This window comes from Lelliottia nimipressuralis (genome assembly GCF_004115925.1).
Lineage (GTDB): Bacteria > Pseudomonadota > Gammaproteobacteria > Enterobacterales > Enterobacteriaceae > Enterobacter > Enterobacter nimipressuralis.
Window position 1 is genome coordinate 69,854 of the sequence record NZ_SDDX01000017.1, and the last position, 26,082, is coordinate 95,935.

The 26,082-nt window shown below is 56.2% G+C and carries 19 protein-coding genes; 11 read left to right on the forward strand and 8 right to left on the reverse strand.

The window, feature by feature from the left end:
* Window positions 1-91: 91 nt before the first annotated feature.
* A complete protein-coding gene (gene cytR, locus ETG88_RS14195; protein WP_100778380.1) occupies window positions 92-1,117 on the reverse strand; it encodes a DNA-binding transcriptional regulator CytR in 1,026 nt (341 codons plus the stop codon).
* Window positions 1,118-1,247: 130 nt separating this feature from the next.
* Window positions 1,248-3,443: a primosomal protein N' gene (priA, locus tag ETG88_RS14200; RefSeq protein ID WP_100778381.1), complete on the reverse strand. Its 2,196-nt coding sequence runs from the start codon at window positions 3,441-3,443 to the stop codon at window positions 1,248-1,250.
* A gap of 273 nt (window positions 3,444-3,716) precedes the next feature.
* On the opposite strand from priA, the gene rpmE reads away from it, so the two are divergent.
* Window positions 3,717-3,929, forward strand: a complete 213-nt coding sequence (gene rpmE / locus ETG88_RS14205; protein WP_015960996.1) for a 50S ribosomal protein L31 — start codon at window positions 3,717-3,719, stop codon at window positions 3,927-3,929.
* A 319-nt stretch (window positions 3,930-4,248) separates the two neighbouring features.
* Window positions 4,249-4,929: an oligogalacturonate-specific porin KdgM family protein gene (locus ETG88_RS14210; protein WP_129035619.1), complete on the forward strand. Its 681-nt coding sequence runs from the start codon at window positions 4,249-4,251 to the stop codon at window positions 4,927-4,929.
* Between the two features lie 42 nt (window positions 4,930-4,971).
* Here the strand turns inward: ETG88_RS14210 and metJ are convergent, their stop codons facing one another.
* A complete protein-coding gene (metJ, locus tag ETG88_RS14215; RefSeq protein WP_015960995.1) occupies window positions 4,972-5,289 on the reverse strand; it encodes a met regulon transcriptional regulator MetJ in 318 nt (105 codons plus the stop codon).
* 274 nt (window positions 5,290-5,563) lie between these two features.
* Here metJ and metB point away from each other — a divergent pair, with 274 nt between their 5' ends.
* The 4 genes from metB to katG all read left to right on the forward strand — a co-directional run bounded on the left by metB (window position 5,564) and on the right by katG (window position 12,674).
* Entirely contained in the window at window positions 5,564-6,724 is a 1,161-nt protein-coding gene (gene metB, locus ETG88_RS14225) for a cystathionine gamma-synthase (RefSeq protein WP_123429949.1), read from the forward strand.
* 2 nt (window positions 6,725-6,726) lie between these two features.
* On the forward strand, window positions 6,727-9,159 hold the full coding sequence (locus tag ETG88_RS14230) for a bifunctional aspartate kinase/homoserine dehydrogenase II (RefSeq protein ID WP_129035621.1): 2,433 nt from the start codon (window positions 6,727-6,729) through the stop codon (window positions 9,157-9,159).
* Between the two features lie 238 nt (window positions 9,160-9,397).
* Window positions 9,398-10,288 (forward strand): methylenetetrahydrofolate reductase, encoded by an 891-nt coding sequence (metF, locus tag ETG88_RS14235; RefSeq protein ID WP_102105674.1) that lies wholly within the window; start codon window positions 9,398-9,400, stop codon window positions 10,286-10,288.
* A 208-nt stretch (window positions 10,289-10,496) separates the two neighbouring features.
* Window positions 10,497-12,674, forward strand: a complete 2,178-nt coding sequence (gene katG, locus ETG88_RS14240) for a catalase/peroxidase HPI (protein WP_129035622.1) — start codon at window positions 10,497-10,499, stop codon at window positions 12,672-12,674.
* Window positions 12,675-12,793: 119 nt separating this feature from the next.
* On the opposite strand, the gene gldA is transcribed toward katG, so the two are convergent.
* From gldA to ptsP, 3 genes are read right to left on the reverse strand one after another with little or no spacing between them, the layout of a single operon-like run.
* Window positions 12,794-13,897 carry a bifunctional L-1,2-propanediol dehydrogenase/glycerol dehydrogenase gene (gene gldA, locus ETG88_RS14245; RefSeq protein ID WP_107702622.1) on the reverse strand — a complete coding sequence of 368 codons (1,104 nt, stop codon included), beginning with the start codon at window positions 13,895-13,897 and terminating at the stop codon, window positions 12,794-12,796.
* 12 nt (window positions 13,898-13,909) lie between these two features.
* Window positions 13,910-14,572: a fructose-6-phosphate aldolase gene (gene fsa, locus ETG88_RS14250; RefSeq protein WP_107702623.1), complete on the reverse strand. Its 663-nt coding sequence runs from the start codon at window positions 14,570-14,572 to the stop codon at window positions 13,910-13,912.
* A gap of 14 nt (window positions 14,573-14,586) precedes the next feature.
* Entirely contained in the window at window positions 14,587-17,088 is a 2,502-nt protein-coding gene (gene ptsP, locus ETG88_RS14255) for a phosphoenolpyruvate--protein phosphotransferase (RefSeq protein ID WP_129035623.1), read from the reverse strand.
* 314 nt (window positions 17,089-17,402) lie between these two features.
* Between ptsP and ETG88_RS14260 the strand changes: the two genes are divergently transcribed.
* From ETG88_RS14260 to ETG88_RS14280, 5 genes are read left to right on the forward strand one after another with little or no spacing between them, the layout of a single operon-like run.
* Window positions 17,403-18,482, forward strand: coding sequence for a PTS fructose transporter subunit EIIC (locus ETG88_RS14260; protein WP_100778391.1), 1,080 nt, complete (start codon window positions 17,403-17,405; stop codon window positions 18,480-18,482).
* Between the two features lie 14 nt (window positions 18,483-18,496).
* Complete coding sequence (locus ETG88_RS14265) at window positions 18,497-18,817, forward strand: PTS fructose-like transporter subunit IIB (protein WP_100778392.1); 321 nt, start codon at window positions 18,497-18,499, stop codon at window positions 18,815-18,817.
* Between the two features lie 51 nt (window positions 18,818-18,868).
* Window positions 18,869-21,163: a formate C-acetyltransferase gene (locus tag ETG88_RS14270; RefSeq protein ID WP_129035624.1), complete on the forward strand. Its 2,295-nt coding sequence runs from the start codon at window positions 18,869-18,871 to the stop codon at window positions 21,161-21,163.
* Complete coding sequence (locus ETG88_RS14275) at window positions 21,129-22,004, forward strand: [formate-C-acetyltransferase]-activating enzyme (protein WP_129035625.1); 876 nt, start codon at window positions 21,129-21,131, stop codon at window positions 22,002-22,004. Before ETG88_RS14270 ends, ETG88_RS14275 begins: the two co-directional genes overlap by 35 nt.
* Window position 22,005: 1 nt before the next feature.
* Window positions 22,006-22,362, forward strand: coding sequence for a PTS fructose-like transporter subunit IIB (locus ETG88_RS14280; protein ID WP_129035626.1), 357 nt, complete (start codon window positions 22,006-22,008; stop codon window positions 22,360-22,362).
* Here the strand turns inward: ETG88_RS14280 and ETG88_RS14285 are convergent.
* Complete coding sequence (locus tag ETG88_RS14285; RefSeq protein ID WP_100778396.1) at window positions 22,349-23,197, reverse strand: helix-turn-helix transcriptional regulator; 849 nt, start codon at window positions 23,195-23,197, stop codon at window positions 22,349-22,351. The genes ETG88_RS14280 and ETG88_RS14285 overlap by 14 nt on opposite strands.
* Before the next feature lie 94 nt (window positions 23,198-23,291).
* On the reverse strand, window positions 23,292-25,943 hold the full coding sequence (gene ppc / locus ETG88_RS14290) for a phosphoenolpyruvate carboxylase (protein WP_100778397.1): 2,652 nt from the start codon (window positions 25,941-25,943) through the stop codon (window positions 23,292-23,294).
* Window positions 25,944-26,082 lie beyond the last annotated feature (139 nt).

A 26,082-nucleotide genomic window follows, 5' to 3' on the forward strand; every position in this document is an offset into this window, starting at 1 on the left:
TCGTTTCGCTGTATTTATTCGTTCGTCAGCCCGCCATGTTACTTAAGCGGCGGGCCTTTGACCAGATAAGGGAGTCTGAAAGACATTTACTTTAAGTAAGCGCCTGTGTGGAGCCTCGAATGATCAGCTCGCAATCGAGTAAACGCGAGCCGCTGCTGACCGTTTGACCGTGCAGCTGATCGAGAAGCAAGAGCATCGCTTCGCGGCCAATGTCGTAGCGCGGCTGTGCGACCGTCGAGAGCGGCGGATCGCAAAACTCGGAGAGCGAAATGTTATCGAAGCCAATGATCGACAAGTCTTTTGGCACTCGCAGACCGCGACGTTTGGCATAGGACAACGCCCCCAGCGCCATCACATCGCTGTGACAGAACACGGCGGTTGGCGGCTCTGGTTGCGCGAGTAATTTTTCCAGTGCGAGGCCACCGGCTTCGAGGGTAAAATCGCCACGGGCGATGTAATGTGGATCGACCGTCACACCCGCGCGACGCAGCGCCTGAACGTAACCCTGCAGGCGATAGTGGCACAGCGGCATCTCTTCCGGCCCGGCGATACAGCCAATGCGCTTATGTCCCAGTTCCTGAAGATAATTCACGGCGTTAAAGGCGGCGGTGAGGTTATCGATGTGGACGGTTGGCAGCTCCAGTTCTGGCGCGAACTCGTTCGCCATAACCATCGGCGGCAGATTGCGCTGCTCTTCGATACTGGCATCAAACGGCAGGCGCGAGCCGAGCAGCAGCATGCCGTCGATCTGCTTGGTGATAATCAGGTCAATAAAGGTTTTTTCTTGCTGATTCTGGTGGGCACAATCGCCGATCAGCACCAGATAGCCTTGTTCCGCAGCGGTCACTTCAATGCCACGGATTATTTCGCTGAAGAAGGGATCGCAAATATCCGGCACGATAACCAGAATTGTACGCGATTCGTTACGCTTTACATTACGCCCCATGGCTTGCGGCAAATAGCCCACTTCCAGCGCCGCCTGCTCGACGCGATTACGCGTCGCCTGAGAGACTTTATCCGGGTTCATTAATGCGCGGGACACCGTTGCCGTGGATACTTTGGCTCTCTGGGCAACGTCTTTCATGGTCGCCGAAGCAACCTCTTTCCTGGACTTCAACGTCTTCTCCTCGCAGGACCACCGAACTTCTGACGCATCCATTTTTACAGATAGTTTGTGGAAGCGGTTACAGAATTTTCATAAAAAGTGTGAGGTGCGTTAAATTTTTCGATCACTCTCGCAGCAATCGTTAACCTTCAATCGGATCGACGTCGAGAACCCATTTCACTTTGCGTGCCTCGGGCAGGGTATTGATCAGCGCCAGCGTACCGCTGATGACGTGTTGCAGACGTACGCGCGACGGGTGCTGAAGCAGAATCTGCCAGCGATAGCGGCCGCCGCGTTTAGGGGCCAGCGCCGGGACCGGGCCTAATATCCACAATTGATTATCCACCAGCGGGCTGGCCTGCAGCAGATTGCGAAGCTGCTGCAGGAAAAGCGGGGCCTGCTGATTGTTATGATCTTCGGCGCGGATAATCACATGGCTGGTCCACGGCGGCAGCTGCAGGGTCTGACGCTCGGCCAGCGCCTGCTCGGCAAACGCATCGTAGCCTTTATGCAGCAAGGTTTGCAGCAGCGGATGTTCAGGATGATGGGTTTGCAGCACCACTTCGCCCTGTTTTCCGGCCCGTCCGGCGCGGCCTGCAACCTGGGTATAGAGCTGGGCAAAGCGCTCGGCGGAGCGGAAATCGGCGGAGAACAGTGCGCCATCGACGTCCAGCAATGCCACCAGCGTCACGTCCGGGAAGTGATGGCCTTTGGCCAGCATCTGCGTACCAATCAGAATACGCGCACCGCCGCGATGCACTTCGGCTAGCTGTTGTTCAAGCGCCCCTTTACGGCTGGTGGTATCGCGATCGATACGCGACAGCGGTACGCCGGGGAAGAACGGCGCGAGCGCCTGTTCAAGCTGCTCGGTACCCAGACCCACAGGCACCATATGCGTGGAGCCGCACGACGGGCACTGGCGCGGCACCGGGCGCTGGCTGTCACAATGGTGGCAGCGCAGATGATGCTGCGCCTGGTGCAGGGTGTAATAGTGATCGCAGCGCGGGCACTCGGCAATCCAGCCGCAGTCGTGGCACAGCAGCGTCGGCGCGAACCCGCGGCGGTTCAGGAACAGAATCACCTGATTGTCGGCCTGTAAGTGCTGACGCATACGGCTGATGAGCGCGGGAGCCAGCCCCGCCTGCACCGGCTGACCTTTCAGATCCAGCACGTGCTGCGTCGCCGGGCGTGCGTTTCCCGCGCGGCGCGTCAGACGCAGCATGTGATATTTGCGCTGACGCACGTTGTGCAGCGTTTCCAGCGCAGGCGTTGCTGAGCCAAGAATAATCGGAATCTGTTCGCTGTGCGCCCGATACACCGCCAGGTCGCGAGCGTGATAACGCCAGCCTTCCTGCTGCTTATAGGAGCTGTCGTGCTCTTCGTCGATCACGATGACGCCAAGATTTTTAAAGGGTGTAAAAAGCGATGAACGGGTGCCAATCACAATTGCGGCCTCACCGTTTTTGGCTTTCAGCCAGGCGCTGAGGCGCTCGGTATCGTTTAAACCGGAGTGCAGCACTTCCACCGGGGCGTTAAAGCGTTCGCGAAAACGGGCGATAGTTTGTGGCGTGAGGCCGATTTCCGGCACCATCACCAGCGCCTGTTTGCCCTGAGCGAGCACGTTTTCGAGAATGCTCAGATAGACTTCAGTCTTACCGGACCCGGTGACGCCCGCGAGTAACCAGGCAGAGAAACGGTCGGAGGCGCTGTGAATAGCCCCTACGGCGGTGGCCTGCTCGGTGTTAAGACGCAGGCGGTCGCCCGCCACGGAAAACCCGTTGCGCCAGTCCACCAGCGCCGGGGATTCGCTGGCCAGCTCGCACAGACCTTTCTTGCGTAACCCTTGCAGCGCCGCGTCGTTAAAATCCAGGTCAGTCACCTGATGACGCCAAATCCTTCCCTGACGCAGAGCGGCAAGCGCCTGCTGCTGTTTAGGAGAGCGCTTGAGGCTGTTGATATCCACGGCCTGGCCCTGCTCGGTGGCAAACCAGTACCACATCGGCGCATGGCTGGCGCTTTTGCCCTGACGCAGCAGAATCGGCAGGGCGTGGAACAGCACGTCGCCAATCGGGTGATGATAATAATCAGCGGCCCACAGCAGCAGTCGCCAGACACTTGACGAGTAAACTGGCTCGTCGTCCAGAACTTCGACCACGGCTTTCAGTTCGTTGAGGGGCAGCTCGCTTTTATCGCTTACTGATACTACGATCCCGACGCGCTGCTGCTTACCAAAGGGCACGCTCACGCGACAGCCCGCTTTGACGCTCATGCTGTCGGGCAGCAGATAGTCAAAGGTGCGGGGAAGCGGAACGGGCAGGGCAACGTGAGCGACGGGCATCGAATCTTCCTGACTTGAAAAGTGGCGCGTTAGTATACACATTAGTTGCTGTAGGCGTGCGGATCAGTTTGCATACGCTGGTTGAATTCTGTATGATTCGCCGCCTTTGGTGTAGGTTTATCCGCATCAAAATAGCTATTACCCGAAGAATTCGCGCTGCTGGAATGCAGCTAACGCAGAAGCGGCGAGGAAGGCTACGGGCAATTATTAACATCGCGTGGTGTCTGGCGTTAGGGCTGGAAGAGCGACGCGGCCTTAACTGAGGTTCTCCCCATGAAAAAAGATATTCACCCGAAATACGATTTTATTACTGCAAACTGCTCTTGCGGTAACGCGATCAAAATCCGCTCTACAGTGGGTCACGATCTGAACCTGGACGTTTGTGGTCAATGCCACCCGTTCTACACTGGTAAGCAGCGTGATGTTGCAACCGGTGGCCGTGTTGACCGCTTCAACAAGCGTTTCAGCATCCCGGGCGCAAAATAAGCTACCCGAAAAAAAAAAGCGCCGAAAGGCGCTTTTTTTGTGCCTGTAATATCCTTCCTGAATAAATCCGCATTTAATATTTATCTTAAAAATAAATAACCAGGTACTGTCGTATTTAATATATTTGTCTGGTGTATTCTTTAACGGTTAGTGAACTGCATCTTCGTATTCTTTAATTCTTTGCCATTGTTTTTCTTTGTGTGTCAAAAAATAAAAGGTTTCCCTCATTACGTAAAATTACACTTCGCTCGACATGAATTCTTATTTGCCATTTCATCTGCAATGGCTTTCAGGGCGCGTTTACTTCGAGGGAACTGTTATGAAAATGAAGCAACTGTTATTTGTGCTGCCATTATTATCTTGTGCGGCGCAAGCGGGATACGTTGATTACCGACACGAGTATTATGACGACGGGCGTAACTACGACCGTGTGTACATGTCACATCGCTTTGGCACTGGGTTTGGCGTGGCTGTGGAGGCGGTATCTCGCTCCGATGAGAAGCAGTCTAACGACGCGCTTAATAATATGGAAAGTAACAGCAACGAATATACCGCCAGCTATCAGTTCACCTGGCAATATTTTATCTGGCAACCGGGCGTCGCTGTAGAAATGGGTGACGACATGACCATTTATAAGCCTTATCTGCGCGTGCAATATAATATTAATGACAGCTGGTGGACGGCTTTCCGCTATCGTACAGAATACACTCGCCGTAACGCGGATGGTAAAGATGACCGTATGGTTTATCGCCCGGAAATGTGGCTGGGTTATAATATTGATAGCTGGATGTTCGAACTGAACGGAATTTATAAGTTCGCCGATAACGAAGATCTGTATAACAATAAAAAAGAAGATTACGAATATAACTTCCGCGTGGCTTATAACATCGACTCATGGATCCCATTTATCGAAGTGGGCAACGTCTCTTCCGGCTATAACACGGCTACCAGCGACGATCGCCAGACGCGTCTGCGTGTCGGCCTGGGCTACAACTTCTAGGAAACCATCCCGCTGAGTCACCTCAGCGGGATCACACCGCAGTTAGTATTCCCACGTATCCGGGTCGATACCCAGTTCACGCATGATCACTTTCGCCGCTTCCGGGATTTCGTCGCTACGCTCTTTGCGCAGGTCTTCATCGTTCGGCAACGGCTGACCAGTAAACGCATGCAGAAATGCTTCGCACAGCAGTTCGCTGTTGGTCGCGTGACGCAGGTTGTTCACCTGACGACGCGTGCGTTCATCGGTGAGGATCTTCAACACCTTCAGAGGAATGGAAACCGTAATTTTCTTTACTTGTTCACTCTTCTTACCGTGCTCAGCGTATGGGCTGATATATTCGCCGCTCCATTCAGCCATGAGACCTTTAATCCTCTTTGTCATTAATAAAGGCTAAAACCCTAGCTTTGATAAGGCTTTTAACCGTAATCTCGCGTAGTTTACCGTAAGGACGATACCGTGACACGGATATTGCGTCGGCGGCGTGTCCTAAAGCATGTAATTTTAACGGCTATTCTCGCATTGCTCAATCTATACGCAAAGAGGTTTAGATGTCCAGATGTATTGACGTCTATAGTTTCAGTGTTTACTCTGGTGCCTGACTTTTCACCTCTTTCGCCAGGAAGCCTTCACCATGACGCGTAAACAGGCCACTATCGCAGTGCGTAGCGGATTAAATGATGACGAGCAGTACGGCTGCGTTGTCCCGCCGATTCATCTTTCCAGTACTTACAATTTCACCGGATTTAATGAACCCCGTGCGCATGACTACTCGCGTCGTGGCAACCCTACGCGTGACGTGACCCAGCGCGCGCTGGCGGAGCTGGAAGGCGGTGCAGGCGCGGTACTGACTAATACCGGTATGTCGGCCATTCACCTGGTGACGACCGTGTTCCTGAAACCTGGCGATCTGCTGGTGGCTCCGCACGACTGTTACGGCGGCAGCTACCGTCTGTTCGACAGCCTGGAAAAACGCGGCTGTTACCGTGTTTTATTCGTCGATCAGAATGACGAAAAAGCGCTACAACAGGCGCTGGCCCAAAAGCCAAAGCTGGTTCTGGTGGAAAGTCCAAGCAATCCATTACTGCGCGTTGTCGATATTGCGAAAATTTGTCAGCTCGCAAGGGATGCGGGAGCGATAAGTGTAGTGGATAATACGTTCCTCAGTCCGGCGCTTCAGAACCCGCTTTCGCTGGGTGCGGATCTGGTATTGCATTCATGCACCAAATATTTGAACGGCCACTCGGACGTGGTCGCCGGGGTGGTGATTGCAAAAGATCCGGAGGTTGTCACTGAACTGGCATGGTGGGCCAATAACATTGGCGTCACCGGCAGCGCGTTCGATAGCTATCTGCTGTTGCGCGGTCTGCGTACGCTGTCGCCGCGCATGGAAGTGGCACAGCGTAATGCCCAGGCGATTGTCGAGTTCCTGAAAAACCAGCCGCTGGTGAAAAAGTTATATCACCCGTCGCTGCCGGAAAATCAGGGCCACGAGATTGCCGCGCGCCAGCAGAAAGGTTTTGGCGCGATGTTAAGTTTTGAACTGGATGGCGATGAGCAAACGCTGCGTCGCTTCCTGAGCGGATTGTCACTGTTTACGCTGGCGGAATCCTTAGGGGGAGTCGAAAGCTTGATCTCCCACGCCGCGACAATGACGCACGCAGGCATGGCGCCAGAGGCGCGTGCCGCCGCCGGAATTTCCGAGACGCTGTTACGCATCTCAACCGGTATTGAAGACTGTGAAGATTTAATTGCCGATCTGGAAAATGCCTTCCGGGTCGCAGCCAAGGGGTAATCATGAGTGTGATAGCGCAGGCAGGGGCGAAGGGTCGCCAGCTGCACAAGTTTGGTGGTAGTAGTCTTGCTGATGTGAAATGTTACCTGCGTGTCGCAGGGATCATGGCGGAGTATTCGATGCCGGGCGACATGATGGTTGTCTCGGCGGCAGGCAGTACTACCAACCAGTTGATTAGCTGGCTGAAATTAAGCCAGACCGATCGCCTTTCTGCGCATCAGGTTCAACAAACGTTACGCCGCTATCAGAGCGATCTGATCGCCGGCCTGCTGCCTGCGGACGCGGCAGACAGCCTCATCAGCGCATTTGTTCACGATCTGGAGCGTCTGGCCGGATTACTGGACAGCGGCGTGACCGAAGCGGTTTACGCTGAAGTGGTCGGCCACGGTGAAGTCTGGTCTGCGCGCCTGATGGCGGCAGTCCTGGAGCAGCAAGGGCTGGAGGCCGTGTGGCTGGACGCGCGCGATTTCCTGCGCGCTGAGCGTGCGGCACAACCGCAGGTCGACGAGGGCCTCTCTTATCCTCTGCTGCAACAGCTGCTGGTGCAGCATCCTGGCAAACGCATTGTCGTGACGGGCTTTATCAGCCGCAGCAACGCGGGCGAAACCGTGCTGCTGGGCCGTAACGGCTCGGATTACTCGGCAACGCAAATCGGTGCGCTGGCGGGGGCGTCTCGCGTCACTATCTGGAGCGATGTGGCCGGGGTGTATAGCGCAGACCCGCGCAAAGTAAAAGATGCCTGTCTGCTGCCGCTGCTGCGTCTGGACGAAGCCAGTGAGCTGGCGCGTCTGGCAGCACCGGTGCTCCACGCCCGTACCTTACAGCCTGTTTCGGGCAGCGATATCGACCTGCAGCTGCGCTGTAGCTACACCCCAGATAAAGGCTCGACCCGTATCGAACGCGTACTGGCCTCGGGCACAGGCGCGCGCATCGTGACCAGTCACGATGATATTTGCCTGATCGAATTCCAGGTGCCTGCCGGACAAGATTTCAAACTGGCGCACAAAGATATCGACCTGATCCTCAAGCGTGCCCAGGTGCGCCCTCTGGCCGTTGGCGTTCACAATGACCGCCAGCTGCTGCAGTTCTGCTACACCGCCGAAGTGGCTGACAGCGCGCTGAAAATCCTTGATGAAGCCGGATTGCCGGGCGAACTTCGCCTGCGTCAGGGGCTGGCGCTGGTCGCGATGGTCGGCGCGGGTGTCACCCGTAACCCGCTCCATTGCCACCGTTTCTGGCAACAGCTGAAAGGCCAGCCGGTGGAGTTCACCTGGCAGTCGGAAGAGGGCATCAGCCTGGTCGCCGTGCTGCGTAAAGGCCCCACCGAGAGCCTGATTCAGGGGCTGCACACCACCCTGTTCCGCGCGGAAAAACGTATCGGCCTGGTGTTGTTCGGTAAGGGGAATATCGGTTCCCGCTGGCTGGAGCTGTTTGCCCGCGAGCAAACGACGCTCTCTGCACGCACCGGTTTTGAATTTGTATTGGCGGGCGTGGTGGACAGCCGCCGCAGCCTGCTGAACTACGACGGGCTGGACGCCAGCCGCGCGCTCGCATTTTTCAACGATGAAGCGGTCGAACAGGACGAAGAATCCCTCTTCCTGTGGATGCGCGCGCACCCGTACGACGATCTGGTCGTGCTGGACGTCACTGCCAGCGAGCAGCTGGCCGATCAGTACCTCGATTTTGCCAGCCACGGTTTCCACGTCATCAGCGCGAACAAACTGGCCGGCGCAAGCAGCACCGATAAATACCGCCAAATCCACGACGCGTTTGAGAAAACCGGTCGTCACTGGCTGTATAACGCCACTGTGGGTGCCGGTCTGCCGGTGAACCACACCGTGCGCGACCTGATCGACAGCGGCGACAGCATTCTGGCAATCAGCGGTATCTTCTCCGGTACCCTCTCCTGGTTGTTCCTGCAGTTTGACGGCACCGTTCCGTTTACGGACCTGGTGGACCAGGCGTGGCAGCAGGGGCTGACGGAGCCGGATCCGCGCGTGGATCTCGCCGGAAAAGACGTGATGCGCAAGCTGGTCATTCTGGCGCGTGAAGCGGGTTACGACATTGAGCCAGGCCAGGTGCGTGTGGAGTCGCTGGTTCCGGCCGGTTGCGAAGAGGGGTCGGTCGATCACTTCTTCGAGAACGGTGAGGAGCTGAACGAACAGATGGTGTCACGCCTGGAAGCGGCACGCGAAATGGGGCTGGTTCTGCGCTATGTGGCCCGTTTTGACGCCAACGGCAAAGCCCGCGTCGGTGTTGAGGCCGTTCGCCCTGAGCATCCTCTGGCGGCGTTGCTGCCGTGCGATAACGTCTTCGCCATTGAAAGCCGCTGGTACCGTGATAACCCGCTGGTGATTCGTGGGCCAGGCGCGGGGCGCGACGTCACCGCTGGGGCGATTCAGTCAGATATTAATCGCCTGGCGCAGCTGCTGTAGTCTTTTTGATTCCCTCTCCCGACGGGGGAGGGCAAGGGTGAGGGCGCCAGACCGCGCTCACCCTGCACTTCTCCCCGCCATCATGAACGTTCTTCATCTTTCCTGAACATTCCTCACCGTTAATGCCGATGATTTCTGTTGACGTCATCCCGCTTTTCCGTCATTTTTACATCCAGACGTCTAAATGGATAGATGTTTATAAACAGCAATAATTATCACGCGATTGATGAGGTAAGGTATGAGCTTTTTTCACGCCAACCAGCGGGAAGCCCTGAATCAGAGCCTGGCTGAAGTGCAGGGCCAGATTAACGTCTCTTTTGAATTCTTTCCGCCGCGCACCAGTGAAATGGAGCAAACCCTGTGGAGCTCTATCGATCGCCTGAGCAGCCTGAAACCGAAGTTCGTCTCTGTGACTTACGGTGCCAACTCCGGTGAGCGCGACCGTACGCACAGCATTATTAAAGGCATTAAGGATCGCACCGGTCTGGAAGCGGCACCGCATCTGACCTGTATCGACGCGACCCGCGACGAACTGCGCACTATCGCCCAGGACTACTGGGACAACGGCATTCGCCATATCGTCGCCCTGCGCGGCGACCTGCCACCGGGCAGCGGTAAACCGGATATGTACGCAACCGACCTGGTGGCGTTACTGAAAGAGGTCGGCGATTTTGATATCTCTGTGGCGGCGTATCCGGAAGTGCATCCGGAAGCGAAAAGCGCGCAGGCCGATCTGCTCAACCTGAAACGCAAAGTGGATGCCGGTGCAAACCGTGCGATCACGCAGTTCTTCTTCGACGTGGAAAGTTATCTGCGTTTCCGCGACCGCTGCATCACGGCGGGCATTGATGTTGAGATCATTCCAGGCATTCTGCCGGTGTCCAACTTCAAGCAGGCGAAGAAATTCGCCGACATGACCAACGTGCGCATCCCGCTGTGGATGTCAAAAATGTACGAAGGGCTGGACGATGATGCCGAAACGCGCAAGCTGGTCGGTGCCAATATCGCGATGGACATGGTGAAGATTTTAAGCCGCGAAGGGGTCAAAGACTTCCATTTCTACACCCTGAATCGCGCCGAAATGAGTTACGCCATCTGTCACACCCTCGGCGTTCGCCCTGGCCTGTAATCGACAAACCCTCTTCGGAGGGTTTTTTGTTTTCTTCTCCCTCCGCTTTCCCTGCCATATCAACGCCACCGCCTCTGCACACAATAGTCAGATAATTTCCAGGGTCAATTAAACGGAAATAACTATCGAATCCGTGCGTTATCTCAACTATACCTTCTAAGCAGAGGTGTATATCTTTAAGCTAAATACTGTAGAGGGAGCATGAGAGATGAGCACAGACGATACCCATAACACGTTATCAACCGGACAGTGCCCTTTTCATAAAGGCGGGCCTGACCAAAGCGCGGGCGCTGGCACGAACAGCCGCGACTGGTGGCCCAAGCAACTTCGCGTCGATCTTTTGAATCAACATTCCAACCGTTCTAACCCGCTGGGTGAAGACTTCGACTACCGCAAAGAATTCAGCAAACTTGATTACTCCGCCCTCAAAGGCGATCTCAAAGCCCTTCTGACCGATTCTCAACCGTGGTGGCCTGCCGACTGGGGCAGCTACGCGGGCCTGTTTATTCGTATGGCATGGCATGGCGCAGGCACCTACCGTTCCGTTGACGGTCGCGGCGGTGCAGGGCGCGGTCAACAGCGTTTTGCACCTTTAAACTCCTGGCCGGACAACGTCAGCCTTGATAAAGCGCGCCGTCTGTTATGGCCGATTAAGCAAAAATACGGACAGAAAATCTCCTGGGCCGACCTGTTTATCCTGGCCGGTAACGTGGCGCTGGAAAACTCCGGCTTCCGTACCTTTGGTTTTGGCGCGGGGCGTGAAGATGTCTGGGAACCGGATCTGGATGTGAACTGGGGTGATGAAAAAACCTGGCTGGCTCATCGTGATCCGGAAGCGCTGGCGAAACGTCCGTTAGCCGCTACTGAAATGGGGCTGATTTACGTCAACCCGGAAGGGCCAAATGCCAGCGGTGAACCGCTGTCTGCGGCGGCGGTTATTCGCGCCACCTTCGGCAATATGGGTATGAACGACGAAGAGACCGTGGCCCTGATCGCGGGCGGTCACACGCTGGGTAAAACCCACGGCGCCGCAGAAGCGACGCATGTTGGCGTTGATCCAGAAGCCGCACCGATTGAATCCCAAGGTTTAGGCTGGGTGAGCACCCACGGCAGCGGCGTGGGCGCAGACGCTATTACTTCCGGTCTGGAAGTGGTCTGGACGCAAACCCCAACTCAGTGGAGCAATTACTTCTTCGAGAACCTGTTCAAATTCGAATGGGTGCAGACGCGCAGTCCAGCAGGCGCAATTCAATTCGAAGCTGTCGACGCGCCAGAGATGATTCCTGATCCGTTCGACCCGTCGAAAAAACGTAAGCCAACCATGCTGGTCACCGACCTGACCCTGCGTATGGACCCGGAATTCGAGAAGATTTCTCGTCGTTTCCTCAACGATCCGCAGGCGTTCAACGAAGCCTTTGCCCGCGCGTGGTTCAAACTGACGCACCGTGATATGGGGCCAAAAGCGCGGTACATCGGTCCGGAAGTCCCGAAAGAAGATCTGATCTGGCAGGACCCGCTGCCGCAGGCATTCTTCCAGCCAACGGCTGCGGACATTGAAAGCCTGAAAGCAGAAATTGCTGCTTCCGGGCTGTCCGTTAGCGAACTGGTGTCGGTTGCCTGGGCGTCGGCCTCCACCTTCCGTGGTGGAGATAAACGCGGGGGTGCCAACGGGGCGCGTCTGGCGCTGGCACCGCAACGCGACTGGGATGTTAACGCCGCTGCAGCACGCGCGTTGCCAACCCTGGAGGGCATCTATAAGTCTGCTCATAAAGCGTCGCTGGCCGACATCATCGTGCTGGCCGGTGTGGTGGGTGTTGAACAGGCTGCGAAAGCGGCAGGTGTTTACATCACCGTACCGTTCACGCCGGGCCGCGTGGATGCGCGTCAGGATCAGACGGATATCGAAATGTTTGAGCTGCTCAAGCCGGTTGCCGATGGTTTCCGTAACTATCGCGCTCAGCAGGACAGTGCGACGACAGAATCTCTGCTGATCGACAAAGCCCAACAGCTGACGCTCACTGCGCCAGAAATGACTGCGCTGGTGGGTGGGATGCGTGTTCTGGGGGCCAACTTTGACGGCAGTCAGAACGGTGTCTTCACCGATCGTGTGGGTGTGCTCAGCAACGATTTCTTCGTCAATCTGCTGGATATGAACACCCAATGGAAAGCCACCGATGACTCAAATGAGCTGTTCGCTGGCAGCGATCGTCAAAGCGGAGAGGTGAAATACACCGCAACGCGTGCCGATCTGGTGTTCGGTTCCAACGCGGTTCTGCGTGCACTGGCAGAAGTGTATGCCAGCCAGGATGCTGGTGAGAAGTTCGTGAAGGACTTTGTCGCCGCCTGGGTGAAAGTGATGAATCTGGACCGTTTCGACCTGCTGTAATTCTATAAAGATGAAAATCCCCGCTCTGGCGGGGATTTTTTTATTCTGCGGTGGCTGCGCTTGTGTGCCCCTAAGCAGTTAGTAGGCCGGGTTAGCGCAGTGCCATCCGGCGACTGGAATTATTCCCACTCATGCAGAAAACGCTGCCCGTACTGATCGGCAACCAGCAGTGCTGCGTACACCTGATCCGGCGTTACACCGCCAGGCATATTGTGAATCGTCTCGCCTTCTGCGCATGACGCTTCTGCCACCAGACGCATTTTGCCCGGAATATCCTCTTTGATATCCAGCTGCGCCAGCGTGATCGGCAATCCGACGCTATGGCACAGCGCGGCCACCGTTTCGATCTCCTCAACCGGGGCATTTTCCAGCACCAGCTGGGTGAGGGTGCCAAACGCGACTTTTTCACCGTGGTAATAGTGGTGCGCATCAGGGATGGCCGTCAGACCGTTGTGGATCGCATGTGCAGCGGCTAATCCGCCGCTCTCAAAGCCCACGCCGCTCAGATAGGTGTTGGCTTCGATCACGCGCTCAAGGGCGGGGGTCACGACATGCTGTTCGGCGGCGAGCATCGCTTTTTCGCCTTCCTGAATAAGCGTGTTGTAGCACAGCTCGGCCAGAGCCAGTGCGGCCTGGGTACATTTCCCGCCCGCCATAGTGGTGGCGCCGCTGCGGGAGCAGGCGCGTGCTTCGAACCAGGTTGCCAGCGCATCGCCGATCCCTGCCGCTAACAGGCGGGCAGGCGCACCGGCCACGACTTTGGTGTCGACGATAACCATGTTCGGGTTGTGCGGCAGCATCAGGTAACGATCGAACTCGCCGCTGTCGGTGTAGATGACTGAAAGGGCGCTGCACGGCGCATCCGTTGAGGCAATGGTCGGCGCGATAGCGACTGGCACATCCATAAAGTGGGCGAGCGCCTTGGCCGTATCTAGCGTTTTCCCGCCGCCAATACCTAAAACGGCCTGGCAATCGGCGCTTTTTGCCAGCTTACGCAGTCGATCGATTTCCGTCTGGGAGCATTCGCCGCCAAACGGGGCGATTTCGACATGCAGTTCAGCATTTTTGAAGCTTTCACGCAGCGTCTCTTCGGCAAAGCCGAGAACGAATTTATCACCTACGACCAGCCAGCGCGCGGCCAGCGGTTTCAGGTAGTCACCAAGGCGGCTGAGAACATCCGCGCCCTGAATGTATTTTCCCGGTGATTGAATGATACGGTCCATAACGTTTCTCCTTTAGAGATTGAGGTTACCAAACGCGTTTTTCCAGTCGTGCTCGAACTTCTCTATTGCTGACTCTACCGCTGGCGTGCCGAGCATTTGTTGCGCTACATCTAAAGGAAGTGTGATCGCCTCACATCCGGCGAGCAGGCAGTCGAGAGCCTGACGCGGCGTTTTGAAGCTGGCGGCCAGCACTTTGCTGTCGGGGACATGCAGTTCCAGCAGGGACTGCAGCTCCTGCACCATGCGAATCCCGTCGCCGCCCTGGGCATCGACGCGGTTAACGTATGGCGCGACATATTTCGCTCCCGCCAGCGCGGCCAATAAACCCTGCGCCGCGCTGTAAACGGCGGTGCCGAGCGTCGTAATGCCTTCTTTTTTCAAGGCTTTGATTGCGACCAGCCCTTCCGCGGTGACAGGGATTTTGACCACGATATCCGGCAGTACGTTGCTCAGACGTTTGGCTTCGGCCACCATGGTTTCGGCATCACGGCCCATCGTTTGTGCAAACAGGGTGCCCTCCTGCCCGATGGCTTTTTGCAGGCGCGGCAGCACATCCCAGAGAGACTCGCGGCTGGCGGCGACAATGCTGGGATTGGTGGTCACGCCAGCAATCGGAAAAATACGGGCCAGACGTTCAACTTCCGCCACGTTGGCGGTATCAAGATACAGTTCCATGACTCTTCCTCTGTTTACAGTTCTAATTCACGTTGCAGGAGGACCGCGATGGCCTCTTCGGAGCTGGCATTAACCAGCGCGTTGCGGAAATCTTCGTGCATGATGCGGCGCGCCAGACGCGAGAAAATACGCATATGCTGATCGCCCGCGGCGTGTTTGTTGAGGGTCAGCATAATGATGAACTGCGCCTCTTCATCGCCCCACTGGACCGGGGCTTTCAGGCGCGCGACGCTGATGGTGGATTGCTCAATGTGCTCAGATTTGCTGTGCGGAATGGCAAAGCTGAAACCAAGACCGGTCGAGAAAACGGCTTCCCGCGCCCATAAATCGGCTTCCAGCTTGCGCGGATAGCGGCAACGCCCGGCCAGCAGTAGCTTGTCGGTCATGCCCTTCATGACCTCTTCTTTGCTGATCCAGTCGTTATCGAGAGAAATACAGCGCGGCGTGACCAGCGGGGTGTCCTGCTGATTCATGCGGAACTGGGCTAACAGATGCTCCACTTCAAGGGACGTGCGGCATGCCATCGCCTGATTGAGTAACTGACGACACGCGCGGCTGTCCAGCTGTGCCAGACGCGCTTTGGTCGCCGGAATCGACGGCGAGCCCATGCTAAGTTCATCCAGCCCCAGCCCGACCAGCAGCGGCAGCACAGAACCTTTTGCCCCCAGTTCACCGCAAAGACCAATCCATTTCCCCTGACGATGCACGGCCTGCACGGCGAAATCGAGCGCCCGCAGAAATGCCGGATTCAGGCTGTTGTAATGGCGGGTCACTTTGGCATTATCCCTGTCGACTGCCAGCAGGTACTGCGTCAGGTCATTACTGCCAATGCTAAAGAAATCAATCTCTTCGCAGCACTGGTCGATGATGAACATCACCGACGGCACTTCCAGCATGATGCCGAGGGGGATTTTCTCCTCAAACGGAATATGTTCGGCCCGTAGCTGCTGTTTGGCTTCAGCAAGTTTTTCCTTCACCCACAGGATCTCTTCCATCGAGGAGATCATCGGGATCATGATCTTCAGGCTGCCATGCGCAGACGCGCGAAGGATCGCCCTGAGCTGAGTGGTAAACAGCGCGGAATATTCTTCGTAAATACGGACGGCACGATAGCCGAGGAACGGGTTGTTCTCCGCCGGGATATTCAGATACTCAACGGGTTTATCACCGCCGATATCCATGGTGCGCACAATGATGCTCCGCCCGTTTGCACTTTCCAGAGCCTGACAAAAAATGTTGTACAGCTCGTTTTCACAGGGCGCGCAGGCGCGATCCATGTACAGCATTTCGGTGCGGAACAGGCCTACGCCCTCAGCGCCGTTGCCAAAGGCGGCCTGCGCTTCTGCCGAATGGGCAATGTTGGCGGCAATTTCAATGCGCAAACCATCCGCGGTTCTCGCTTCGCGATCGAGCCAGACGCTCTGTTGTTCGCGAAGCTGCTCCTGCACGGCCTTTTCCTGCTGGTAATAACGGGCAACCGCCTCGCTGGCATTCACCACGATGGCACCGGCATTGCCGTCAATAAACACCGATTGATCGCGCCATGACAGCAGGCTATCGCTGTCGACGCCCACCAGCGTTGGGATGTTAAACGAACGCGCCAGAATCACAGTGTGGGAAGTGGTGCCGCCGCTTTTCAGCAGCAGGCCTTTCAGTAGGGTTTTATCCAGCTCCAGGAACTGGCCCGGCGTGAGGTCGTCTGCCAGACAGACGGACGGTTGCGTCAGCTGACCCGGTGCCGGAAAGCGCCCCTCACCGTAAATCTGCTGTAAGAGTTGATAGCAGACATCGCGTACGTCCAGTACGCGCTCCTGTAAATAACTGCTGCTGGAGCGCGAAAACTCAGTGCAGAAATGATTTGCCGTGGCGATAACCGCCTGCGCGCAACTTAGCCCCTGATTGACGCCTGCCAGAAGATGCTGACGCAGTGAGGTGTCCGTCGCCAGCGAGCGATGGGCTTCCAGAATGGCGCTTGCGGTGCTGTCGCTATCCAGCGCGCGCAGCTCAATGCTTTTCACCAGCAGCGTCAGACCTTTATCCAGTGAAGATTGTTCTTCCTCCGCGCCTCGGTCGTCAGGGAGTGACGTTAACGCGTTGAGATCCAGCGAAGTCAGCAGTGTAAGCACGCCGCGATCGCTGCCGCTGCATACGGGCAGGGCGCGAAAGAGCGTCGGGTTGAGGCGAGTCAGGGATTCCGGTAGCGGGTCGAGGTCGGTGCTAATCGTGGCGGCGAGGGGAGCGTCACAGTGGGGAAACTCCTCTTTTAGCCACTGTGCCAGGCGTTGATAGGCATGCTGTTCATCTGCACCGGTAATCACCAGGCGACAGGCATCACCCGGCAGAGTATCGGTGCTGATCAGGGCGAGCGCGCTTTTGGCATCGCCTTTCCGATCGCTGCGCAGATTGTGCCACTCAATCTGCGAGGTAAAAGTATTGCACAGCGTTTCAACATGACTTGCCGGGCGTGCATGTACGCCATTGGGCAAATCACAGACAAAATCCACAACCTGGGTCATACGCACACTCCTGAAAACCAAAATCACTATTAGTGGAAAGCATACGAGCGCGACGGTGAGACGCGCCATGTGACAAAACTGCCAAACGCTGGACAAATGTAATGTCCGGCGAAAAGTGAGATTTGACTCACAGGTTCACTGTTTTTGCGCTTTTTGAAGGAGAGTGGAAATTTCGAGGCGGATCGCATTTTTCTTTCTGTATTACAAAAATCCAGCAAATGCCCTTTTTGTCCACTGTCAGCCCGCTTTCCGATTGCCTATTGTTGCCACAACATCTTTATGGATATAGGCGAGCGAAAGCCCGGGAGCGACACATGAAAGAGTTGATGCATATTCTCAAGAACACGCGGCAGCATCTGATGACAGGGGTGTCGCACATGATCCCCTTCGTCGTCGCAGGCGGTATTTTGCTGGCCGTTTCGGTCATGCTCTATGGCAAAGGCGCCGTTCCGGACGCTGCCACCGATCCCAATCTGAAAAAACTGTTCGATCTTGGCGTGGCGGGCTTAACGCTGATGGTGCCTTTCCTGGCCGCCTATATCGGTTATTCCATTGCCGAACGCGCGGCGCTCGCACCCTGCGCTATCGCAGCATGGGTCGGTAACAGCTTCGGCGCAGGGTTCTTCGGCGCCATCATCGCCGGGATCCTCGGCGGCATCGTCGTCTTCTACCTGAAGAAACTGCCAGTGCCGAAAGTGCTTCGCTCGGTCATGCCAATTTTCATCATCCCTATCATCGGCACCTTTATCACCGCCGGCATCATGATGTGGGGTCTCGGTGAACCTGTCGGCGCACTCACCACAGGATTAACGCAGTGGCTGCAAGGCATGCAGCAGGGCAGCATCGTGGTACTCGCCGTCATCATGGGACTCATGCTGGCCTTCGACATGGGCGGCCCTATCAACAAGGTGGCCTACGCGTTCATGCTGATTTGCGTGGCGCAGGGGGTTTATACCGTGGTGGCTATCGCGGCGGTTGGGATCTGCGTACCGCCATTAGGACTGGGGCTGGCGACGCTGATCAACCGCAAGAATTTCAACGCAGAAGAGCGCGAAGCGGGTAAAGCCGCGCTGGTCATGGGCTGCGTGGGTGTGACGGAAGGGGCAATACCTTTTGCCGCTGCCGATCCGCTGCGCGTCATTCCTTCCATCATGCTTGGCTCAGCCTGCGGTGCAGTCACAGCAGCCGTATTTGGTGCGCAATGTTATGCCGGATGGGGCGGCCTGATTGTGCTGCCCGTAGTGGAAGGCAAGCTCGGGTATATCGCGGCCGTTGCCGTGGGGGCCGTGGTCACGGCGGTCAGCGTCAACGTACTGAAAAGCATTGCGCGTAAGAACGCGAAACAGGTCGAAGAGAAGGAAGACGACCTGGATCTGGATTTCGAAATTAACTGAGTGAGGAAGAAAACATGGCCCGAATTATTGCAGTCACCGCGTGTCCGTCTGGCGTTGCCCACACCTACATGGCCGCCGAAGCGCTGGAAAGCGCCGCTAAAGCCAAAGGCTGGGAAGTCAAAGTCGAAACCCAGGGGTCTATCGGCCTCGAAAACGAACTGACGGCTGAAGACGTTGCCGCAGCGGATATGGTCATCCTGACCAAAGATATCGGCATTAAGTTTGAAGAGCGCTTCGCCGGAAAAACCATTGTGCGCGTCAACATCAGTGATGCGGTCAAACGCGCAGAAGCCATCATGAACAAAATTGATGCCCACCTGGCGCAAACCGCCTGACCTCTTCCCGCCCTTCGGGGCGGGCTTGTTTTCAGTTACTGGAGTTTAATCATGACGAATCGTATTCAGCGCCTGAAAGACGCATTGTTCGCCAGCCCGCGTGAAATCTCGCTTGAACGTGCGCTGCTCTACACCGAAAGCCATCAGCAGACGGAAGGCGAACCGGTCATTCTGCGTCGAGCGAAAGCGACGGCGTATATTCTCGACCACGTTGAGATCGCGATTCGTGATGATGAACTGATTGCCGGTAACCGCACGGTGAAACCGCGCGCCGGGATTATGTCCCCCGAAATGGACCCGTACTGGCTGCTGAAAGAGTTGGAGCAGTTCTCCACCCGCCCGCAGGATCGCTTTAATATCAGCGAAGAAGACAAACGACTCTACCGCGACGTGCTTTATCCGTACTGGGAAAAGCGGTCGATGAAGGACTTCATCAATAGCCAGATGACGGAAGAGGTCAAAGCGGCGGTAAGCACGCAGATTTTCAGCGTTAACCAGACGGATAAAGGCCAGGGGCACATCATCATTGATTACCCGCGTCTGTTGAACAACGGGCTGGGTGCACTGGTGGCTGAGATGGACGAGCGCTGTCAGCGCGAGCCGCAGAATGCATTTTATCAGGCCGCGCTACTGCTTCTTGAAGCCTCGCAGCGCCACATCCTGCGCTACGCGGCGCTGGCGGAAGAGATGGCTGAACGCTATGACGAACCGCGTCGGCAGGAGCTGTTGGCCATCGCTGCAAACTCGCGCCACAACGCCCAATACAAGCCAAAAAGCTTCTGGCAGGCGTGTCAGCTGTTCTGGTACATGAACGTCATTTTGCAGTATGAATCTAACGCCAGTTCGCTCTCTATTGGCCGCTTCGATCAGTACATGCTGCCGTTTTATCAGGCCTCGCTGAGCCAGGGCGAAGATGCGGCGTTCCTTAAAGAGTTATTAGAATCTCTGTGGGTGAAATGCAACGACGTGGTGCTGTTGCGCTCGACCAGTAGCGCCCGCTATTTTGCCGGATTCCCGACGGGCTACACCGCGTTGCTGGGTGGCCTGACGGAAAATGGCCGCAGCGCGGTAAACGTGCTCTCATTCCTCTGCCTCGATGCCTATCAGAGTATCCAGTTACCGCAGCCGAATCTGGGCGTTCGCGTCAATGAGTTTATCGACAGGCCGTTCCTGCTCAAGACGGCGGAAACTATTCGTCTGGGCACCGGTATTCCGCAGATTTTCAATGACGAGGTGGTGGTGTCCGCTTTCCTGAATCGCGGGGTGTCGCTGGAGGATGCGCGCGATTACGCGGTTGTCGGCTGCGTTGAGTTATCGATTCCGGGTAAAACCTACGGTCTGCACGATATCGCCATGTTTAACCTGCTGAAGGTAATGGAAATTGCGATGCAGGAGAACGAAGGCAATACGACGCTGAGTTATGACGAATTGCTGGAACATATCCGCACCAAAATTAACCACTACATTGCGTTAATGGTCGAAGGCAGCAATATCTGCGACATTGGCCATCGCGACTGGGCACCGGTTCCGCTGCTCTCTTCCTTTATCAGCGACTGTCTTGATAATGGCCGGGACATTACCGAAGGCGGGGCACGGTATAACTTCTCCGGCGTGCAGGGTATTGGGATCGCCAATCTGAGTGATTCGCTTCATGCCTTAAAAGGGCTGGTGTTTGAGCAGCAGCGCTTAAGTTTTGATGAACTGCTGGCGGTACTCAAAGCGAACTTTGCGACGCCCGAGGGGGAAAAGATCCGTGCGCGGCTTATCCATCGCTTCGAAAAATACGGCAATGATATCGACGAGGTCGACAATATCAGCGCTGAACTTCTGCGCCACTACTGCAAAGAGGTTGAAAAGTATCGTAATCCGCGTGGGGGGCAATTCACGCCGGGATCCTATACCGTTTCAGCCCACGTGCCGCTCGGTGCTGTTGTCGGAGCCACGCCGGATGGGCGTTTTGCCGGTGAGCAGCTGGCGGACGGCGGACTTTCGCCGATGCTCGGGCAGGACATGCAGGGCCCGACGGCGGTGCTGAAATCCGTGAGCAAGCTGGATAACTATCTGCTCTCTAATGGCACGCTGCTGAATGTGAAATTCACGCCAGCCACGCTCGAAGGTGACGCGGGGTTACAAAAACTGGCCGATTTCCTGCGTGCATTCACCCAGCTGAAATTACAGCATGTTCAGTTCAACGTGGTGAATGCGGATACGCTTCGCGAAGCGCAGCAGCGTCCGCAGGATTTCGCCGGGCTGGTGGTCCGCGTCGCCGGGTACAGTGCCTTCTTTGTTGAGCTGTCGAAGGAGATTCAGGATGACATTATCCGCCGCACCGCGCATCAGCTGTGAAGTGATAGAAACACGCGCTGACCAGGCGCGTATTTTTAACATCCAGCGCTACTCCCTGAATGACGGGCAGGGCATCCGCACGGTGGTCTTTTTCAAAGGCTGCCCCCACTCCTGCCCGTGGTGCGCGAATCCGGAATCCATCTCGCCAAAGATCGAAACCGTGCGCAGGGAGAGCAAATGTCTGCACTGCGCGCCCTGTTTGCGAGATGTTGCCGAATGTCCTTCCGGTGCGTTTGAGCACATTGGTCGCGATGTTACGCTTGAAGAACTTGAACGCGAGGTGATGAAAGATGAGGTCTTCTTTCGCTCCTCCGGCGGAGGGGTAACGCTCTCCGGCGGTGAGGTGTTAATGCAAGCCCCCTTTGCCACTCAGCTATTGCAACGGCTGCGTCGGTGGGGAGTTCATACCGCCATTGAAACCGCAGGCGATGCGCCGCTTTCCCGCCTTTTACCCCTGGCGAAGCAGTGCGATGAAGTGCTGTTCGATCTGAAAATCATGGATTCAGACCAGGCGAAAACCGTGATAAATATGAACCTCCCGAGGGTGCTGGAAAATCTGCTGCGTCTGGTGGAAGAGGGCATCAACGTGATCCCTCGCGTGCCGCTCATCCCCGGCTATACGCTGAATGAGACGAATATGAATCGCGTACTGGCATTTCTGATACCCTCAAATATACGGCAATTGCACTTGCTGCCCTTCCATCAGTACGGCGAGCCGAAATATCGGCTGCTCGGACACGCGTGGACCATGAGCCAGGTGGCTGTGCCGACGGAAGAGGACATCGCCCGGGTGCGACAGATGGCCGAGCGTGCAGGATTTTTGGTAACCGTTGGAGGTTAATATGGCCGCTATCGCGGAACACCGAATTGTCGCAGTGACCGCCTGTGTAAGCGGTGTCGCCCATACTTACATGGCAGCTGAACGGCTGGAAAAGCTCTGCCACCAGGAAAAGTGGAACGTTCGAATCGAAACCCAGGGTGCTCTGGGCATTGAATGCGAACTGACAGAAGAGGACATTCGTCAGGCGGAAGTGGTTCTGCTCATTACGGATATTGAACTGGCTGGCGTGGAGCGGTTCGAGCAGTGTCGCTATGTGAAATGCGGCATCAATGCGTTCTTACGCGACCCGCAAAAGGTGATGGTTGCCGTCCGTAAACTGCTGTCTGCCCCGCAACATACCCAACTTATTCTGGATTAACCGACTTTCCGGTGAGCTGGCTGTGGTACTGGCGGCGATACTCAGACGGCGAGCGTTCCGTATTTTTGCGGAACAGTCGGCAAAAATAGTTACTGTCAATAAATCCGCAGCTGTGTGCGATCTCTTTGACCTTCAAATCATATCCCTTTAGCAACCGGCGAGCATGTTCGAGCCGGGTATGCGTCAGATATTCGTTAAATCCCACCGCGCCTGTCTTCTGGAAAAGATGCGAAAGATAGTTGGGTGAGATGTAGAACGCTTTCGCGACGGATTCACGGGTCAGCGGCGACGCGTAGTGCTCATCAATATAGTCACGAATGGCGCCAAACAGGGCCTGGCTGCGTGAAGCGGTCTGGATCTGGCTGCCGAGCAGGTCAGTGCAATGGCTGAGCAGGCTTAAGGTAATCAGCCTGGCGGTTTGCTGCTCCTGTGGCTGCATCTGCATTTCATGCAATGTTTGCAGCAGGAATGAGCCAATACGCGGGCCTCGGCGTGCAACGTGCTGTTTCGCCAGATTGCGCAGGGCTATGCCATCCCACTGCACCAGACTAAAACCAAGCTGTTGTTTGCCAAACAGAATGCTTAACGCGGTTGCGGGTTGTTGCCATTGCGGCGAGTTCCAGCCGCCCGCCGGGACATATAAGACATCCTGAGCCTGCAAAACTCCGGTCGATACGTCTTTCACGGAGCCTTCCAGCACGATCTCCAGACGTGGGAAATCAACCTGCAGCGCCAGCTCTGGTGCGGGAGTCGCGGGGTTAGCAAAATGCACTTTCCGCAGGGATGCCGGGCCTTCAATCAATTCGGCCAGGATCAGGCTGATATCTTGCTGCATGGCATTTCCTTCCGTGTTGACCAAAGAGAAAACCTTACCTGCAAGCATAAAAAAAGGCCACACATGGTGTGGCCTGATGAGCGTAAAACAGAGATTAGCCCGTGTTACGCATGCCCGCAGCGACGCCCGCGATGGTGACCATCAGCGCTTGTTCCACGCGTGGGTCTGGCTCTTTGCCGGCTTCTTCCGCCTGACGGGAACGGTGCAGCAGTTCTGCCTGCAGTACGTTCAGTGGGTCAGTGTAGATGTTGCGCAGCTGGATGGACTCGGCAATCCACGGTAAATCTTCCATCAGGTGCGAGTCGTTGGCGATATCCAGCACGACTTTAATGTCGCCTTCCAGCAGCTCGCGTAGCTCTTTACCCAGGCCCCACAGCTCCGGTTTGACCAGGCGCTGATCGTAGTATTCCGCCAGCCACAGGTCGGCTTTGGAGAACACCATCTCCAGCATGCCCAGACGGGTGGAGAAGAACGGCCAGTCGCGGCACATGGTTTCCAGCTCGCTTTGCTTGCCGTCCTCGACCACTTTTTGCAGCGCCGCACCGGCGCCCAGCCAGGCAGGCAGCATCAGACGGTTTTGCGTCCAGGCGAAGATCCATGGAATGGCGCGCAGAGACTCTACGCCACCGGTTGGGCGGCGTTTCGCAGGACGTGAACCGAGCGGCAGTTTGCCCAGCTCCTGTTCCGGCGTTGCCGAGCGGAAGTACGGGACGAAATCTTTGTTTTCACGCACATAGCCACGGTACAGATCGCAGGAGATATCTGACAGCTCGTCCATGATATGACGCCATGCGTCTTTTGGCTCCGGCGGTGGCAGCAGGTTCGCTTCGAGAATCGCGCTGGTGTAGAGCGACAGGCTGCTGATGGTTACTTCCGGCAAGCCATATTTAAAGCGGATCATCTCGCCCTGCTCGGTGACACGCAGGCCGCCTTTCAGGCTGCCCGGCGGCTGCGAAAGCAGTGCCGCGTGCGCTGGTGCGCCGCCGCGACCGATAGAGCCGCCGCGTCCGTGGAACAGCGTTAATTCGATACCCGCTTTTTCGCAGGTTTTGATCAGCGCGTCCTGTGCCTGGTACTGCGCCCAGGAGGCCGCCATTACGCCTGCGTCTTTCGCAGAGTCGGAATAGCCAATCATTACCATCTGTTTGCCCTGAATAAAGCCGCGATACCAGTCGATGTTCAGCAACTGGGTCATCACGTCGTTGGCGTTGTTCAGGTCGTCGAGAGTTTCAAACAACGGAGCCACCGGCAGCGCAAAGCTAATACCGGCTTCTTTTAACAGCAGGTGCACGGCCAGCACGTCGGACGGGGTCTTCGCCATGGAGATCACATAGGCGGCGACAGATCCTTTTGGCGCATCAACGATCGCTTTACAGGTGTTGAGCACTTCGCTGGTCTCTTCGCTCGGCTCCCAGCTGCGCGGGAGAAGAGGGCGTTTTGAGTTCAGCTCGCGGATCAGGAAGGCCTGTTTGTCAGCTTCAGACCAGCTTTCGTAGTCGCCAATGCCGAGATAGCGGGTCAGCTCGCCCAGCGCTTCAGTGTGGCGGGTGCTTTCCTGACGCACGTCGATACGTACCAGCGGCACGCCGAAACACTTCACGCGGCGCAGGGTATCGAGCAGCTCGCCGTTGGCGATGATGCCCATTCCGCATGCCTGTAGTGATTTATAGCAGGCGTAGAGCGGGTCCCACAGTTGTTCGTTTTGGCTGAGCAGTCCCGCCGGTTTCGGCAGACGCTGGCCTTTCAGGCGCGCTTCCAGCCAGGCTTGGGTCGCCATCAGTTGACTGCGCAAGTTTTTCATCAGGTAACGATACGGCTCGCTGGCGCCCGCTTCGCCCACCAGTTCCAGCAGCTCTGGCGTCGCTTCAACCATCGACAGCTCAGAAATCAGGATTTGAATATCTTTCAGGAACAGGTCGGTGGCTTTCCAGCGGCTCAGCAGCAGGACGTGGCGGGTGATTTCAGCGGTGACGTTTGGGTTGCCGTCGCGGTCGCCACCCATCCAGGAGGTGAAGCGCACCGGCACAAAATCCACCGGCAGGCGGTAGCCCAGATTCTCTTCGAGTTGTTCGTTTAGCTCGCGAAGGTAGTTTGGCACACCTTCCCACAGGCTGTTTTCCACGACTGCGAAGCCCCATTTGGCTTCATCAACCGGGCTTGGACGGTACTTACGGATTTCATCCGTGTGCCAGGACTGGGCAATCAGCTGGCGAAGACGGCGCATCAGCTGGTTGCGTTCGTAATCGACAATGTCTTTGTTATCCAACTGCTTCAGGCAGTTGTTCACTTCCACCATTTTGTGGATAAGCGTACGACGGGTGATCTCGGTCGGGTGCGCAGTGAGCACCAGTTCCAGGGAGAGGGATTCCACCGCTTTTTTGATGGTCTCTTCGTTGAGATCGGGCTGGTCTTTGAGTTTTCTGAGCGTGCGGGCAATCACTTCCGGGTTGCTGGCAGCTTCGCCCTTCGGCGAAATACTGTGGTATTGCTCGGCGGTGTTAGCCAGGTTCAGGAACTGGCTGAACGCGCGCGCGACGGGCAGCAGCTCGTCGTTGGACAGGTTCTGCAAGGTGGTGAGCAGCTCCTGGCGGTTCGCTTCATTTCCTGCACGGGAGGATTTGGACAGCTTACGGATGGTTTCAACGCGGTCGAGAATGTTCTCTCCCAGCGCGTCCTTGATGGTATCTCCCAGCACTTTGCCGAGCATACTGACATTACTACGCAACGCGGAATATTGTTCGTTCATAAAAACCCAGTCACCCCATCATTTTTGTTTATGCCCATTCAGAAATCTTTTGGACATTTATTTGTCATCTCCCTTTATAAAGCCACGTAAACCCCCTGCCGTCAATTGCTGCGAAAACGGTTCAGCAAACGAATAAATG

What these genes read in the sequence shown, in the direction of transcription:
- priA (WP_100778381.1), bottom strand. Translation starts at nt 3,443, where the DNA reads ATGCCCGTCGCTCACGTTGCCCTGCCCGTTCCGCTTCCCCGCACCTTT.
- rpmE (WP_015960996.1), top strand. Translation starts at nt 3,717, where the DNA reads ATGAAAAAAGATATTCACCCGAAATACGATTTTATTACTGCAAACTGC.
- ETG88_RS14210 (WP_129035619.1), top strand. Translation starts at nt 4,249, where the DNA reads ATGAAAATGAAGCAACTGTTATTTGTGCTGCCATTATTATCTTGTGCG.
- metJ (WP_015960995.1), bottom strand. Translation starts at nt 5,289, where the DNA reads ATGGCTGAATGGAGCGGCGAATATATCAGCCCATACGCTGAGCACGGT.
- metB (WP_123429949.1), top strand. Translation starts at nt 5,564, where the DNA reads ATGACGCGTAAACAGGCCACTATCGCAGTGCGTAGCGGATTAAATGAT.
- ETG88_RS14230 (WP_129035621.1), top strand. Translation starts at nt 6,727, where the DNA reads ATGAGTGTGATAGCGCAGGCAGGGGCGAAGGGTCGCCAGCTGCACAAG.
- metF (WP_102105674.1), top strand. Translation starts at nt 9,398, where the DNA reads ATGAGCTTTTTTCACGCCAACCAGCGGGAAGCCCTGAATCAGAGCCTG.
- katG (WP_129035622.1), top strand. Translation starts at nt 10,497, where the DNA reads ATGAGCACAGACGATACCCATAACACGTTATCAACCGGACAGTGCCCT.
- gldA (WP_107702622.1), bottom strand. Translation starts at nt 13,897, where the DNA reads ATGGACCGTATCATTCAATCACCGGGAAAATACATTCAGGGCGCGGAT.
- fsa (WP_107702623.1), bottom strand. Translation starts at nt 14,572, where the DNA reads ATGGAACTGTATCTTGATACCGCCAACGTGGCGGAAGTTGAACGTCTG.
- ptsP (WP_129035623.1), bottom strand. Translation starts at nt 17,088, where the DNA reads ATGACCCAGGTTGTGGATTTTGTCTGTGATTTGCCCAATGGCGTACAT.
- ETG88_RS14260 (WP_100778391.1), top strand. Translation starts at nt 17,403, where the DNA reads ATGAAAGAGTTGATGCATATTCTCAAGAACACGCGGCAGCATCTGATG.
- ETG88_RS14265 (WP_100778392.1), top strand. Translation starts at nt 18,497, where the DNA reads ATGGCCCGAATTATTGCAGTCACCGCGTGTCCGTCTGGCGTTGCCCAC.
- ETG88_RS14270 (WP_129035624.1), top strand. Translation starts at nt 18,869, where the DNA reads ATGACGAATCGTATTCAGCGCCTGAAAGACGCATTGTTCGCCAGCCCG.
- ETG88_RS14275 (WP_129035625.1), top strand. Translation starts at nt 21,129, where the DNA reads ATGACATTATCCGCCGCACCGCGCATCAGCTGTGAAGTGATAGAAACA.
- ETG88_RS14280 (WP_129035626.1), top strand. Translation starts at nt 22,006, where the DNA reads ATGGCCGCTATCGCGGAACACCGAATTGTCGCAGTGACCGCCTGTGTA.
- ETG88_RS14285 (WP_100778396.1), bottom strand. Translation starts at nt 23,197, where the DNA reads ATGCAGCAAGATATCAGCCTGATCCTGGCCGAATTGATTGAAGGCCCG.
- ppc (WP_100778397.1), bottom strand. Translation starts at nt 25,943, where the DNA reads ATGAACGAACAATATTCCGCGTTGCGTAGTAATGTCAGTATGCTCGGC.